The sequence below is a fragment of the Candidatus Nitrosocosmicus sp. R genome (assembly GCF_054408505.1).
The window spans coordinates 1,895,805-1,911,665 of sequence record NZ_CP167090.1 but is presented as its reverse complement, the minus strand read 5'-3'; the positions used below and the strand labels follow the sequence as shown (position 1 = coordinate 1,911,665).

General features: G+C 32.4%; 15 protein-coding genes. 8 read left to right on the top strand and 7 right to left on the bottom strand.

What is annotated here, in order from left to right; all coding sequences use genetic code 11:
- The first annotated feature begins 270 nt into the window (after positions 1-270).
- Entirely contained in the window at positions 271-837 is a 567-nt protein-coding gene (locus AAGU22_RS09865) for a hypothetical protein (RefSeq protein WP_458718944.1), read from the top strand.
- Positions 838-1,202: 365 nt separating this feature from the next.
- On the opposite strand, the gene AAGU22_RS09860 is transcribed toward AAGU22_RS09865, so the two are convergent.
- Positions 1,203-1,469, bottom strand: coding sequence for a hypothetical protein (locus AAGU22_RS09860; protein WP_458718943.1), 267 nt, complete (start codon positions 1,467-1,469; stop codon positions 1,203-1,205).
- A 335-nt stretch (positions 1,470-1,804) separates the two neighbouring features.
- Here AAGU22_RS09860 and AAGU22_RS09855 point away from each other — a divergent pair, with 335 nt between their 5' ends.
- Both AAGU22_RS09855 and AAGU22_RS09850 read left to right on the top strand, forming a co-directional pair.
- Positions 1,805-3,388: a multicopper oxidase domain-containing protein gene (locus AAGU22_RS09855; protein WP_458718942.1), complete on the top strand. Its 1,584-nt coding sequence runs from the start codon at positions 1,805-1,807 to the stop codon at positions 3,386-3,388.
- Between the two features lie 250 nt (positions 3,389-3,638).
- Positions 3,639-4,508 (top strand): cupredoxin domain-containing protein, encoded by an 870-nt coding sequence (locus AAGU22_RS09850; RefSeq protein ID WP_458718941.1) that lies wholly within the window; start codon positions 3,639-3,641, stop codon positions 4,506-4,508.
- 160 nt (positions 4,509-4,668) lie between these two features.
- On the opposite strand, the gene AAGU22_RS09845 is transcribed toward AAGU22_RS09850, so the two are convergent.
- The 3 genes from AAGU22_RS09845 to AAGU22_RS09835 all read right to left on the bottom strand — a co-directional run bounded on the left by AAGU22_RS09845 (position 4,669) and on the right by AAGU22_RS09835 (position 6,776).
- A complete protein-coding gene (locus AAGU22_RS09845; RefSeq protein ID WP_458718940.1) occupies positions 4,669-5,127 on the bottom strand; it encodes a hypothetical protein in 459 nt (152 codons plus the stop codon).
- 1,325 nt (positions 5,128-6,452) lie between these two features.
- The gene (locus tag AAGU22_RS09840; protein WP_458718939.1) at positions 6,453-6,614 is read right to left on the bottom strand and encodes a hypothetical protein; all 162 of its coding nucleotides are present in this window, start codon (positions 6,612-6,614) and stop codon (positions 6,453-6,455) included.
- Between the two features lie 12 nt (positions 6,615-6,626).
- Positions 6,627-6,776, bottom strand: a complete 150-nt coding sequence (locus AAGU22_RS09835) for a hypothetical protein (RefSeq protein WP_458718938.1) — start codon at positions 6,774-6,776, stop codon at positions 6,627-6,629.
- Positions 6,777-7,619: 843 nt separating this feature from the next.
- On the opposite strand from AAGU22_RS09835, the gene AAGU22_RS09830 reads away from it, so the two are divergent.
- From AAGU22_RS09830 to AAGU22_RS09810, 5 genes are all read left to right on the top strand, one after another.
- Positions 7,620-9,155 (top strand): acyl-CoA carboxylase subunit beta, encoded by a 1,536-nt coding sequence (locus AAGU22_RS09830; RefSeq protein WP_458718937.1) that lies wholly within the window; start codon positions 7,620-7,622, stop codon positions 9,153-9,155.
- 137 nt (positions 9,156-9,292) lie between these two features.
- Complete coding sequence (locus AAGU22_RS09825; protein ID WP_458718936.1) at positions 9,293-10,816, top strand: acetyl-CoA carboxylase biotin carboxylase subunit; 1,524 nt, start codon at positions 9,293-9,295, stop codon at positions 10,814-10,816.
- Complete coding sequence (locus tag AAGU22_RS09820) at positions 10,813-11,268, top strand: acyl-CoA carboxylase biotin carboxyl carrier protein subunit (protein WP_458718935.1); 456 nt, start codon at positions 10,813-10,815, stop codon at positions 11,266-11,268. Before AAGU22_RS09825 ends, AAGU22_RS09820 begins: the two co-directional genes overlap by 4 nt.
- Positions 11,269-11,699: 431 nt before the next feature.
- Positions 11,700-11,945: a hypothetical protein gene (locus AAGU22_RS09815; protein WP_458718934.1), complete on the top strand. Its 246-nt coding sequence runs from the start codon at positions 11,700-11,702 to the stop codon at positions 11,943-11,945.
- Between the two features lie 373 nt (positions 11,946-12,318).
- A complete protein-coding gene (locus AAGU22_RS09810; protein WP_458718933.1) occupies positions 12,319-13,068 on the top strand; it encodes a hypothetical protein in 750 nt (249 codons plus the stop codon).
- A 13-nt stretch (positions 13,069-13,081) separates the two neighbouring features.
- Here the strand turns inward: AAGU22_RS09810 and AAGU22_RS09805 are convergent, their stop codons facing one another.
- From AAGU22_RS09805 to AAGU22_RS09795, 3 genes are all read right to left on the bottom strand, one after another.
- The gene (locus AAGU22_RS09805; protein ID WP_458718932.1) at positions 13,082-13,603 is read right to left on the bottom strand and encodes a pyridoxamine 5'-phosphate oxidase family protein; all 522 of its coding nucleotides are present in this window, start codon (positions 13,601-13,603) and stop codon (positions 13,082-13,084) included.
- A 777-nt stretch (positions 13,604-14,380) separates the two neighbouring features.
- A complete protein-coding gene (locus AAGU22_RS09800; protein ID WP_458718931.1) occupies positions 14,381-15,310 on the bottom strand; it encodes an NmrA family NAD(P)-binding protein in 930 nt (309 codons plus the stop codon).
- Between the two features lie 111 nt (positions 15,311-15,421).
- On the bottom strand, positions 15,422-15,577 hold the full coding sequence (locus AAGU22_RS09795) for a hypothetical protein (RefSeq protein ID WP_458718930.1): 156 nt from the start codon (positions 15,575-15,577) through the stop codon (positions 15,422-15,424).
- Positions 15,578-15,861: the final 284 nt, after the last annotated feature.

Sequence of the window (15,861 nt, the reverse complement as noted above, 5' to 3'; positions counted from 1 at the left end):
TCATGTATAATCTTATAACATATCCCAATTTCTTTCAAGGGAATGGCAAAAATTACTATTGTCGTGGAACTAGTTTTTATAAATAAACAAATACCAGAATCCGCTTTAAAAGAAAGTTTTCAATCAAACTATATTATGACGCTAAGAACAATAACTTTTTTATTTTACTAAAATAAATTATACTGGTTTATGATTTGTGGTTTTACGATTATTCCATCAGTAATCTAATGCATCACAATGAATAATAACGTCAAACAAAAACTATATTATATGACAAAACTCAATTCGAATCAGAACTCATCTACTCCTAATACTATTAATACAGCTATACGCATTCCTACTGATGTATACGAAAAGATCAATAATCAGGCAATTCAAGAGGATAAAACTATTTCAAGTATAATAAATCATGTATTAAAAAAATATGTTAGTTGGGATCAGTTTGTAAGCGATGTGGGATTTGTCTTTTTACAGAAACCATTTGTACAACGTATTTTTGAAAATATTTCAGAAGAAGATTTAGTAAAAGCGGCCAGAACCGTATGTTATACTGGTATGCGGGATGCTATTTCATTTATTCACGGAAAAAATGATGTTGATACTATTATAGATGTAATAAAACTTTGGCTTTCTGCCTCTAAATTTACAAACACAGTAATCAAATCTGAAAATACTGTCGAACTAAGAATACAGCATAATTTAAGCCAAAAATGTTCTTTATATATGGGTACTCTAATTTCTATGCTATTTGCAGATTTGAACATGAAACCTGAAAAATCATTGCTAAAAGATCATTCTTTAATTTTGACTTTTAAAATACCATCATCAAGAAAATAGACTATCTTATATAACATGAGGCATTCCTAATTATTTTAATTGAATAACATATATAATTAAACATAAGACCTATAAAGTCTTATTTCGCTAATCAAACTTGCATAGTAGAATAAAGGCGATATTGTATCTAAATAGTGTTTTATTATATGATTTTGAGAGTCTATCTAAATACCTGGTTCTCTCTAATCGGAAGAGAATGATAGTAATTGTGTATATGAAAATTTTTATTTTCTACAAGGAGCAAAAATATCTATGGATGTTATTTGATGATCATTCAAAGGAATGGAAATCTAGGTCTACCAAAAACGTTAGATAGTGAAAAAATACTCCTAGCGTAAAATGGGTTTGATAATTATTTCAAAAACTCAAACCGGTCTATGAGATTCTATTGCAGGTTGCTCATTCTTAAATGTAATAACAATCTGATCTCCTGCTTCATATTGACAATTGTTTATTTGCCGTGGGACTTTATCAGATGCCTCTACTATACACACTCCATTTTGTTTTAGTAATACCGTAACTTCTTCTTCTGTACCGGGAGATAATACTTGGAATATTTGAAACCCTGAAATGAACATTACCGCTAACACTCCTATCGGAATGAGCATAAGTGCTATAAAAGTTGGAGACAATTTTGATCAGATGTATCAACGATAATCCTTTATATTATTGTTATGCATGTATCACATTGCATTGCATTGCAATTAGGTTGATCAATATAATATAAAGGGAGTATGGGAAGTTGATAACCTGGCAGAAAGCAATACTATTACTTCGGGTTGGAGAAATTATGCACAAGCTTAGTGGATGATAACATGACATGTGATGAACAATATAATATACAAAATTATAATTAAATATCTTTTAGAAATCCAATTTTTTTAATAAATATAATGTAAATTACGCCCGCGAGATCATAATACAAAAGACATAAACACGGGATCTAGTAGTTTAGATTACAAATAAAATGTCTTTAAGAAAAGACCATAGATGGAAATCAAGGAAAACAATTTCTTTTATAGTCTCAATCTTACTAATAGCTGGTACTACTACTAATATCTTTTTTATTACTAATAACGGTAATATTGCATTAGCCCAAGCCCAGTCTCAATCTATTTCACCAGACACATCATCATCTAAACCTATTATAGAGAATGACAATATGACAGATAGCATTTCTTATTCAGTGAATCAGACCCAAAAAGAATTACAACAACAACCTTCACCGCCAAAAATCCACGAGTATACCCTAATTGCAGAAAATACTACCTTAGAAATAGCGCCGGGACTCCGTGTGGATGCATGGACTTACAATGGCACTATTCCGGGCCCTACTTTAACAGCTACAGAGGGAGATAGAGTAATAGTTCATTTTATTAATAAGACGCCATTACCACATACAGTTCATTTACATGGAGACCATCCTAGTGAACAAGATGGTGTTTTTGAAATAATAGGAACAAATGGAACATACACTTATGATTTTATTGCGCAACCGGCTGGTGCCCTAGCATACCACTGCCATGTTCCTCCAGTAATGCAACATGTGAGAATGGGTTTGTATGGTGCATTCATAGTTTACCCAAAGGATCCATTACCACCTGCTAGAGAATATGTTTTTGTTGCAGGAGAATATGATACTCAAAATCAACTTATTCCGTTACCCGAGTACTACTTTTACAATGGTTATGCAGAACAATATGAATTGAATCCTCTTCCAGCAATGACTAATGAGACAGTACGAATTTACCTTGCTAATATGGGAATGTCTCCAGCCTATGGTATGCATATTCACGGAACTCTGTTTAAAGCATGGCCTTCAGGTATTCTAGAAAATTCACCCCTAAAGGTTCAATCTTGGGAATTAGCCTCAGGAAATACAGCCATTTTAGAAGCAAAATGGCCGTGGCCTGGTAAATTCACATTTCATTTCCATGGAATACCGGAAGAGCGCGGAGCGATGGGATACTTTAATGTGACTGACCCTCCTGCCAACGCTATTGATGGAAAGAGCATAGCTATTACTAAATCGGTAAACATGAATGACTGGCAGATGAACTTGACAAAGACCTTACAAAAAGCTGATCCAAATGGAAATATAACTTCTACAGAAATGGTCGAGTCATCTCCTCCCAGTATGCATGGCAATAATCATAATGAAACGAAAGAAAAAGAAATGAAAAAACCTACCACGCAGGAACGGGAACAAGAATCATCTTTATCTAACATATCTTCATCCAATGATAACAATTCAATCCAAGTTTCAATAGTAAAAGGGGCAACTACCCTTGGCGATAAATCATATGTACCAAATCCAATTACAATCAACGTAGGAGACACAATAACATGGACTAATAACGATAATACTATACACACAGTTACATCTGGAATACCAAACACTCCAACTGTAGGTCAAATATTTGACTCTGGGTTAACATCTCTTATTTCACCATCTAAAACTTTTTCACACAAATTCATTAATGCAGGTGAATTTTCGTACTTTTGTAGATTGCATCCAATGATGGTAGGAACAATAAATGTTATTCCTTAGTCTTTTAAAATATAATGAATATAGGATGAATAGTTTACCAAATAGTCATTTAAACATCTTCGGTTTGGAAATAACCAATCTATTCTTTTTTATTTAGCATTCACTATTGAAGAAAACTAATCGTATTCTGTATATCCTAATCATGGAAAGATTATAAATTTCATAATGCGTGACAATTTACAATGATTTAACCTTGCTGGGTAAATGAATTATTAAAAAGGTTATAAATATCAAAACTCAACAGAAATCAATGAATTTTAATAAATATTTAAAAATTCGATTCATTGGCACAATATTAGTTGCGTCTGCACTCATTATTATTACTTCGATATCATCAAGTTCAACAGTGACAATAATACCTAATTCTTATGGCCAAATGGGAAGTATGGCTACCCTACAAAATACTCCAGGTACGTACGCTGTGAGCATAGTTCCCGGAGCTGCCCAGCGAGACAGTCCATACCATTACTACCCACCCGCAATTAATGTTCCTGTTGGAACAACTGTAGTATGGTTTAACAATGATTTTGGTCAACCCCATACAGTGACTAGCGGTGTGCCAAATTCTTCTCATACTGGTGATGTTTTTAATTCAGGAATAATGCCAGCAACTGCAAATGCATTCTTTCAATACACCTTTGACAAGTCCGGAAATTATGTTTATCATTGCATTATTCATCCCTGGAGACAAGCAATAGTATCAGTAAGTGATTCTTTTGAAAAAGGTCAAAACCTCCAAATGTCTTCCGGAGTTGGTTCGGTATTTAACCTTACAAAAGACTACAGAGCCCTTCTTGACTTCAAACCGTTGACAGTGACACTCGATAGGACTACGCCTATAGTATTCAATATTACATTATTAGAGAACAACAATAATACCCTATTTACAGAAACCTTTGTTACTTCTGGTGAATCATTACCTTTGGAGTTAATAAAGAACAATGGTAACGAAACAAACGTATATGGCCCGGATTTTAGCAGCACTGGAGCATATCATATCGATGTACCATTCTTAGACGGCAATAAAAACTACACAATAAGAGCTGAAGTAACCTCCATTAATTCTGTGCCTCCTCAAAACCCCATAGTGGAAGAGTTTGTATTGCATACGGTTGTATAAGAGAAGATAGTGTAAGGCGGCATCCTCTCTCTTTTTCTTTAAATTGGTATAAAGCCATAGAGTTAAACCACAGAAAATTATGAACTGGTACGCAAGTTAGTTTCCTCTTAACTATCGCGAGTACATTTCAATCATTATCTTGAAATTTAATGCCAAAAACCTATCGTTTCTCTGAGCCAAAAACATGAAGATATCTAATAATGAAATTTATGACGGCATATGACAATACTGAAGCAATTATAGAAGAGATGGTTGTCGATTCTACTGGTGAATATTCTAATTCTAGGAGCTGAACCATGAGAATGAAACTCGTCAAGTTATTTACGATATCAAACACAGAACTAGCGAATAGCATTTTGATCAGAATCTGCTTTAATTTTTGAAAATTTAATTTTCCAGTTAATCTTTCTGTATATCTTTGTTTGTTATCAAGGTGAAAGAGAACCGCAAAAATTGTCTTGTATGTTAGATAACCCATTATTACTGTCAATGCTGAGTTTAGCACAATATCGACGGAATATTCGGCTGAAATTTGTGCAACGACTAAACTAACTAGGAAGCCCAAAATCCCTGAAATTATTAAGTTCTTATTTAAGGAAAGGGTATTATAATATTTCAAATAAACATTTTTGAGGAACTTGTAAATTTTATAAACTCTCCATTCCACTTATTATCAAGAATATGTAAAATAATATAAAAGTACATGGAATAATTAATGAATTCAAGATACCTTTATCGGACCCATTTTAAACCATATTACGGAAATGTGACATGTTTTTTGTAGGACCGTGACTCTAGTATTATGTGTTGGGTTTTGACTCATAGATCGGGTTATCACGGGTGATTGTGTGGCATCTAAGAGCAAGAAATAAAGTGATGATCATTTTTTTATTGTTTTGCCACTCTTCTCAGCAATCACATCATATAATTTCAAATCTCTATTTTCTGAGTTCTTCATTCTCTGTTTAGGTTTGCAATTCTAATAGCTCAGGGGAATAGGTATCTGTTCAATAGCTGTTGCGTACTCGTCAATACAATTTTCATCTAAATCGTCATTTTGATTGGAATGATTTATGATGGAATTATTGATAGTACTCTTTTATTGAAAATTCAATTATAGTCGGATTTTGTCATTCTTTTTCTATTCATTATCTATCATTTATTAACTTTGAGTGTAATTCTTATCAGATCAGAGTATTTTCATAATTTAATATAACCTATCTATCTCATGAAAGAAATTGATAGAGAAAAGTAAAAAAACAAAATGATAGGAATAGATTCAAAAAGCAAATTTATTTCTTATAAGCACAGGATTCCAAATCATCCCAGCCAGAAGGTTGAAGTTAAATGACTTACTCTTCGGGGTATGATGGAGGTGATGACTGCTACTTAATTAACAATTTAGATGATTATATTTTTGAACAAAGTGTCAAATTAAACAAGAATCGGGACCATGTGATGAATAGTGGTTATCCTTGTCTTAGAGATTATGGATTCTTGAATAGAGGGTCATTTTTCAAGCAAGACATGTCATTGTTATATTGCTATTTCAATGTGGAGATTTGTTAATAAATTCAAAAGTTGTTTTTTTAAATCTGTCTTAAAAAATCTAACTATGAAGGTTAGGAAAGGTCGTCTATCTATTTCATTGGACTTAACACGATATAGGGTCCTTCTCACTCAGATGTTTCTTACTATATGACTATAATAGGTCAATATTTTTAGAATCAAGATTCCCTAAATTTTGTAGTGGTCCAAAAACATTCTGCTATAAATCCAATATTTCAAAATTATGATGTATACTTGTTTGACTAAGACAAATCATTTTATGAACTATAAGTACTGGGCAATTCGCCATTTCGGAAACTTTTCTAGTAACACTGTCCAATGCTTTTAATTTTGAAATACCTCTTAACCTGTTATTGCTACTCATTACAATCCTGTCTACTTTCTTGTAATTTGCACTCGAATTTTTACCGTAGCTATTCCAGTTGAGCACATGTTTTCAGATACTATGATTTGAGCACTTAACCTCTCAATGTGTTTTTGTGCCCTTTTAGGACATACATTTTCCACTGTTGTTATCAATTTTGTTTTTTCAATCATTCTGTATTGTTTCTAAATATCAAAGTATGGATCTTCACTAACCTCAATAACATGAATCGATATGATTTGAGCATTACATGGTCCAGCGATTACATAGGCTGTTACAAGTACCATATTTGAAACCTCTGTACCATGGTCTGGTATTAAGATCTTCTTTATCATTGCTTCGATCTGAATTTTTAGTATAATGATTTAATAAATAAACATAATATTTAAAATCCAAAATGGCTTCAAACAACACGGCAACCTTGGTTATTGCTTCCAAGAACTTGATTTGCTTCCCATATACGAAATTAAACTAGTAACCAAAGTAAAGCTACGAAAATATTCAATACTTATACAATTAATTTCATATAAAAGCTAATGAAAAAAAGACATTGAGGTGCCATAAACAATCACACTTTACGAATTGATCATATCTTTCATTCAATCAATTTCAAAATAAATATTTGGATTATTTGTATTCCACTCGTACTCCTCTTGAATATTTCAATAGGTGCAGTGATCTTTATAATAGGATCTAGACTAGATCCAGATACTCTGGATGTGAATCTAAATTAACCTTAATTGACCATAGTGATTTTGAGGGATATTAGTACTTTCAAAAGGAAAGGTTTTGCAGAAGGGTTAACTCAGTCAATAAAATCCTACTGGCTGGTGAAAGGAAGACAATTACTGCAATAAATAGATGCCCCAGCCTATTTTTTTACTATCATACGGAGCATTTTAGCTTTGAACCTAATAGTCGATATCCAATACTGTGGGATAGTACAAGAAATTGGAATCGCCAGGGTTTCAAATTCTATATATAATCCGAATACAAGACTCAAACTAATCAACAAGAAAGCCTATGTAAACAATATCAGAATCCTTTGTTTTTAAATAATTGTTAAATTATCATATTTCATCTGATTTTGCTCTCCCTATGATGCTTTTGCAATAACAATTAGAATAATACTAGAACGATAACGAAAACTCTTTTTATTAAATTGTATAATTTGGATTATGAATTTTTCTGATTTAGAAGCCAAGAGGATAACTCATCTTCTAGGTGGTGGAAAAGAGAAACTAGAAGAACAGAGAAAAAAGGGTCAATTGACAGCGACTGAAAGAATCAATGCCTTATTTGATACAGGCAGTTTTGAGGAAATAGATCCTTTTGTAATTCACAATTGTCATGATTTTGGAATGGAAAATAAAAAAATTCTAGGTGACGGTGTCATAACAGGTTATGGAAGAATAGATTCTCGTTTAGTCTATTCATTTTGTCATGACTTTACAGTCTTAGGGGGTTCACTCGGTCTCAGTTTTGCATCAAAGATATGTAAGGTAATGGATCATGCATTAAAACAAGGGGTTCCAATAATAGGTATAAACGATTCTGGAGGTGCAAGGATCCAAGAAGGGGTCGAAAGCCTAGGTGGTTACGCAGATATATTCCACAGAAATGTTAGAGTCTCTGGCATAATTCCTCAAATATCTTTGATAATGGGCCCTTGTGCAGGAGGTGCAGTTTATTCTCCCGCTTTGACTGATTTTATAATAATGACAAAATCAGCATACATGTTTGTTACTGGTCCAGATGTTGTGAGACAAGTCTCCAATGAAAATGTTACATCTACAGATCTAGGGGGTGCATACATACATAATGAAAAAAGTGGTGTGGCTCATTTTGTGGCAGATGATGAATATGATTGCTTTGAAATATTGAAAAAATTGCTTTCATTTATTCCGTCCAACAATCTGGAATCATCACCAAGGGTCAAATCAATGGATAGTTCCAATCTTCTGGATGAAGGCCTTGATTCAATTCTTCCTTCCGACTCATATATGTCATATAGTATGGAAAATGTAATTAGAAAAGTAGTTGATAAAGGAGACTTTTTCGAAGTCCAAAAATTCTGGGCTAGAAATATCATAATTGGTTTTGCTAGGTTGGATGGTAACGCTGTCGGTATAGTTGCCAATAACCCGGAAATTTTAGCCGGAGTTTTAGATATAGATTCTTGCAACAAGGCAGCAAGATTTGTAAGATTTTGTGACTGCTTCAACATTCCTATAATAACTTTCGTTGATGTTCCTGGATTTCTTCCTGGTACAGATCAGGAATGGAGGGGAATAATAAGACATGGTGCAAAGCTTTTATTCGCATTCTCGGAAGCTACTGTACCTAGACTTTCAGTAATCACAAGAAAGGCTTATGGTGGAGCATATGATGTAATGAATAGTAAACATATAGGAGGAGATTATAATTTCGCCTGGCCAAAAGCTGAGATCGCTGTTATGGGTGCTGAAAGTGCATGTAATATTATATTTAGAAAAGAATTATCTATTTCTGAAAATAAAGGAAAAAGGAGATCTGAGTTAGTATCAGATTATGAAAAAAAATTTTCAAATCCATATATTGCAGCTTCTAAAGGTTATATTGACAATGTAATAATGCCAAGAGAGACTCGGCAGAAACTGATTTCTGCTCTAAATGCCATCAATAGGAAAAGAGAAGATTTACCAAAAAGAAAGCATGGAAACATGCCTATATAAAACCATAATTTAATATGCTTGATCAATTTATTAGTACAAAATGGTTTTGTAACTAAGCCATTATGTAATATGCTGGTGAATACCAAAATTTTTTGGTATAGAATAATATTAATTTTACTTTGTGACTTAGTTTCAAAATGGAGAGAATACTTTTAGCTAATAGAGGAGAAATTGTGATAAGAGTGGCCAAGACATGTCGTAAACTAGGCTATTCTCCATGTGGAATATATTCTGATGCTGACAAGGATAGCTTGCATATAAAACATTGTGACAGTGTAGAAAATATCGGGGGAAATTTACCCAATGAGAGTTATTTGAATATGATAAAGGTAATTGATGCAGCAAGAAAAATGGATTGTACATTCGTACATCCAGGATATGGTTTTCTTGCTGAAAAATCAGAATTTGCTAATTTGTGTAACAAAGAAGGATTGGTCTTTATTGGACCTTCTTCTGATGTATTAAAAATTTCGGGAGATAAAGTGCTAGCTAAAGAGATATTATCAAACGTTGCTACTACTATAAAGGGTAAAGAAGTATCTGATATAGATGAGGCATTGGAATTTGCAGAAAAATTAGGATATCCGGTAATTATAAAAGCTGCAAGAGGAGGAGGTGGGAGGGGACTTCAAATTATAGATTCTCCTCAACAATTGACAAAATTATTAAAGTTCTCTATAAGGGAAGCGTTATTAAGCTTTGGTTCAGGTAGAGTATATCTTGAAAAATATGTACAAAATCCAAGACATATAGAAGTACAGATAATTGGTGATCATTCGAGAGTAATCCATCTAGGAGAAAGAGAATGTACTATTCAGAGGAGGCATCAAAAATTGATCGAAGAAACACCCTCGCCATCATTAGATGACGTTTCTAGGGAGAGTTTGGTAAAAACTGCGGTTGAAATTATGGAAAAAATTCGATATGATAACGCCGGGACGGTCGAATTTCTATTAAAGAATGGTTCATTTTATTTTATGGAGATAAATTCAAGGATACAAGTAGAACATCCTATAACAGAAGCCGTTACTGGAATTGATATAGTAGAACAACAACTTAACATATCATGTAGGGGTGGGATGACACTTGAACAAAATGATATAAAAGCCAGTGGACATGCCATTGAGTGCAGAATAAATGCTGAACATCCTATTGCCTTTACACCATATCCTGGTTTGGTAAAGAATTATACCCCTCCTATTGATTCACAAAATATTAGGATAGATAGTTCATTGTATACAGGATATAGCATCCCTCCATTTTATGACTCGTTAATTGCCAAAGTAATAGTCAGGGCAGAAAATAGAAAAGAGGCAATTGAAAAAATGAAAAATGCTCTCTTATCTTTAAGAATTTCTGGTATTCCATCAACTATACCTTTTCATTTATCTGCTTTAAATGATGATCGATTTCTATCCGGAAATTACGATACTGCTTTTGTTGAAAAAATGGAATCATATTCAGAAAAGGATGGGGAAATTGCAGCAATAGTATTTGAAAATATGTTGAAAAGACGAGGATCATCAGGCGAGTCCTTTAAAGAAGACGAAACAAAACAAGAAAATGAGCAGAGACAACCCTGGATTTTAAGCAGATATGAAGAATTTCTTAAGTTACAAGGGAATTATAATTTAGAAAATTCTATGAGGTGGGTCAAATGAAGTTAGAGGTTAACGGAACAACTTATGAAGTAAAAATGCAGGGGGATAAAATTCTTATAAATGAAAAAACTATAGATTTGACCAAAATAAAAGAAAATGAATTTGTTATAGATTCAAAGAAGTTTTATCTTGATTTTTATGAAAGAACAGGAATAGGAAATGAGGGTAAACAACAATCTTTCTTAATCATAAATGGCATGACATACACGTTATCTAAAATAAATATTGACCAAGAAACCATTCAGGAATTGCGTGCACCCATGAGTGGATATATAATTGATATTTATGTGCAACTTGGATCATATGTTAAAACGGGTGAATCTCTTTTAGTTCTTGAAGCAATGAAAATGCACAATGAAATCAAATCTCCAAGAGATGGAAAGATAATAGACATATTGTTCAACAAACAGCAACCTGTAAAAGCGGGAGAAATAATACTAATATTTGATTAGTACTTGCTATCGGAAATGTAATATTTAGATGACCCTAATATACTATAAAGTTTCTTCATATGTGAATTTCAAATAAAAACAAAAAAGTTATGTCTGTTTTATAATTCGGTCATCCTAACTTTACAAGAATATAATTCAACAAATTAGTTGTTATTTGATTTTATGATTAGAGCTATAATCTGATGGCGTTTATTGGGATTTCTGATTTTTCTTAATCAATAATAATGAAAAATCTCAGGTAATAGCACGCGATAATCATATCTTCTAACATCACCTGATTTTGTAATTATCCAATATTCATTATCTTATGATAGTTTACCAGTCGTAATACCATATCTGAAACCCCATCATACTTGATCTGTTTCTGAAGTTACCATTCCTTATCCTATATTTCTTCAATCGGCATATCAGATATTTCAGATAACGTATCTATGATTGATGGAGATGATGATGTAACAGATACCGTCATAGTTGTTACTGTTCCGATGGAAACTACATACAACTATTATAATGGACCTGTGTATGTTACATATATTAATTCAAGGACTGTCTACGGGATTGGTGAAACAACCCTACCATTACAAGGGATCATAATCTCCGTAATTAGTATGAAAAACAGATTCAGCAAGATGTTGGAGGGGTTGCTAATTGTAATCAGACATTTCGTACTCTTGTGAATACCTATTCCAAAGTCAATCAACCAACAGAACAGCAATGTCGTTTCATGATTTATGTTTTCTTAATAAAATACAGAAGATATAAGATATCTCAATTTAATATTTTTTCAAAGGTACGAGAGTTTACTTTTTAATAAATTGCTAATAAATTATTAGGTGAGCCCCGTGAGGTTTGTATCCATGAGGGATAGTGGATCTGTTAACTTAGTAATTTTTTGTTTAGACGAATTAAAGTCTAGTTGCACTTCATAAGGTAAAAAAAACAACTGTTCAGTGTTGTTTAGCAGTAGATTATGTCATCGAAAATCTTTAATATCTTTTACCATCTAATCGGATAGTATATAATTATATATTGGGTTGTTTTCACGATATTGTGGATACGCCCAGAAATTGGCAAAACGCCAAAGAAAAAATAGAGTCTGTCTTATTAACTATTAAAACGGATCCATTAATTGATAATTTAGTTAAAACGTCCTTATCGTCTATTCCTGGGATAGGACTTTTCTTATCCGTAATTTATGACAATTCTATAATTCCACCAAATGAAAAATCCAAACAAGTTATACTACTTTTGGATGACTTACAAAGACTATCAGAAAGAGAATTTGAAAATTTATATGACATGATAATAAAAAATGAAATGCAACTCATAGAAAATACTATGTCGCTTGAAAGCTTGATTCAAAAAATAGACATTTTTAAAGGATATTTTTTGATTATAAAAAAGAATCAATTGGAGGAAATAATGCTCAGTTCTCAAACTCTTGAAAAAATAAAAGATCTAGAAAAGAGTATAGCAGAAAGATTTGATAACACTTTGCGAGATATTAGAATTGTAACACTTTCAATTGAAAGATATAATTATCTTATTCCCTCGGAACGTCTGCTGTTCTATTTATCGTTAATGGAAAATCTTCATATGTCAAAGGTTGTATATACTTCACATTTAGTAATAAGAAATGAGCTCTATGGGCTATTGCTAAAGAAGTATCGACAGGCAATAAATGATTATCATGAAAAAAACAGCGGGCGCGAGGTTGGATATGATGAAATCAAAGCAAATCGATTACAATTCAAATCTATAGCGTTACCAACTACTCCGTACACTAAATTATGGAACTAATAAAAATCCTGTGCTAATTGTCTGAAATAGGTTCTTTATTATCCCCATATTTTCCTGTAGCCTCATTTACTTTAATTCGATACACCACAATATCAAAAATTTCCTTATTATTACTATGTAAAAATGGCGATAAAAATGAGTGCTGAAAAGCAAAATTTTTGATACCTAGATTATCAGGACCATAGGTTTCAGTCGGAGAGGATTTTCTATCTAAATTAGACATAATTGATTTCATCAGAATTTCCAATCCTTTATTAGCTTCATCCCCTTTCAGTTCCTCAAATGTTCCATACGCAATCACACTTTTCCAATTATTCATGTCTTTCATCCAATCAATTTCAAAACAGACATTTGGATTATTTCGTATCATTTGAATTTTCAATCCATCCTTTGTATGCCCATAAATGTATCCATTATCATAAGCATAAGTGATAGGAACAACATAGACTTTGTTACCATCGAAACATCCTACTCTGCCTATTAATTCTGACTTTAAAAGATCATCAATTTGACTCTTATCCAAATCGCCCCACATGATTAGAGTATTACATATTCTATGATTAAAAACATATACTAATAATAGATTTTGACAGCTCTGCGAAGTTAAGATATCAACACCAACATCTTATGGTGTCGCATCTCTAAGTAATTTTGATTTATTGTCATATTTTCATAGTATTTTCAAATTCTTTGAAATAGGAATTTGTGGATATCTTAGGATGGTTAGAGGTGCAACTCAGATTTGAATTTTCAACTATCCTCCTACTCAATCGGCAATAAAATATTAAATAATAAAGTCTAATTATGCTAATCCGACAATTCATCATCCATAGATGATGCTTATCAGGAAAGGTCCTAGTATTATTAATACCGTAAGCCTCAATAAATCAGATACCATACCCGTTTTGAACATATTTAGAATTGTGCAATATGCGTCCAAATGGAACTAAAAAATTGAAACTTATTGTATTTTTTCTAAGAAAAAACTCCTAAGCAAACTAACTCATTACCATTTACTTCGGTTTTTTATTCTTCTTTGTTTTCATTTAAGAATACAATATAGGGCAAATCTTTAAATAATTTCTTTATGGGTTCAATATTTCTTCGCTTATTCTTATCCTTTATGAAATTTATATCTTCAGAAATTATGAAATAGATATATTTCTTTTAGATGTCAAATCTAAAAATGCGTCTAGTAGGGCAGAAAAATTACCTATGATCCGAAGAGATACGAAGATTAGAAATGGTCGGATGATTCAAACCTCATGTTAAAAGAGGAATAGCTAAGCCATCGAAATACATGAAAAATTAATTATTGACTATTGGCTTTCAGTTCAATTTCATTCTTGAATAACTCTACATGATCTCGCACGAAGATCTCAAATGAGATTGGTTTTCGACCTAAAATCGATTCGACTACTTTTGAGATCTGTCTCATTCGTCCCTCTCTTATAACTTTGTAAAAATCAAGTAAATAAGCTGCCAATTCTAATTGTAACCCCGCCTTTATTAGTTCTGCCTTTGCTGTTTGTTCTGAAATATTGACATACTTTATTGGTTCGCTCAGTATTGTTTTGAGAATATCAGATACTTCGCTACAATTTAACCGTTGTCCACCCGTTATGTTATAAACTATCCCATAGTGTTTGTTAGATTTATCATGAAGGATTGTAGCCGCAACCTCCGCTACATCCCTCAGGTCCACAAAGCTGGCTCTTGCATTTTCTAAAGGAAGATAAAAAATTTTTTCATTTACCGTATATTTATAAGGTAATTCTATGAAATTCTGCATAAAATAATTAGATCGCAAAAATGTATAGTGAAAACCAGAGTCTTTGATTATCTTTTCAACTTTTTTGTGTATCATTCCTCGATAGGTAGACGGATTTAATTCTATTCCCATATCTGATAATTTTAAAATGTGTTTTACTGACTTTGTTTTTTGTGCTTCTGCTACAATTTTTTTAGTTGCATCTAGGGCGTTAAAATATGGTAATATCAAGAAAATTTTTTCGATACCCTCCAGTTTATGTTGGGTAATGGATTCCAGATTATTGTAATCCATGTCAACAAAATTGATTAAACCTTGATTAGTGAAAGTCTCAACTTTTTGACTTGCTGAAGGGAAAAAACAATTAGTTGATCTGAGGGATATATAGAATTTTTTACCATACAAAGATAGAATTTTAACAACTTTTTTTCCTACTCTTCCATTCGGGTTGGTAACTAAAATGGAAGTCATTTTGATAAGATTTACAAATTAAGAAATCGGCTTATATTGCGACGTTCAAGACTCCAGGAGAGGATGAGATTAGGTGCCATTTCAAGTCAAGTTTGTCACTTTAGTTTCAATTTACATTTCAATTGCATCATATGCTATTTTGACATACACAAACCTAATTTTGTCTATCACTTCAGGAATATTACAATAGAAAATTAGGTCGCCTCTAAACTGTACAATCATATATATTGCAATGCCTTGTTCTTTATATATATTTTTGTTATACACTGCATAACAGCAGTAGACAAAATTATATAATGGCGACAGGTTAGTAGTTCTGTTGGATCAGCGTGTAATGATCAGATCAATAAGCATAGGGTCACCTAGAAAGTATTAACTGACATTATCAAGTAATCCAAACCTTTGTTTTCACCTAAATAAAAAAATAGGCTTCACTATAAAAAAGTCAAAGGAGCTTTTTGTCACCTCGTCATTTATCATATTTTCCATTTGTGTTTTTGCTATGGTGATTTGTTTTCTGTATCTTGATGCAGCTTTATATCCTATAGTAG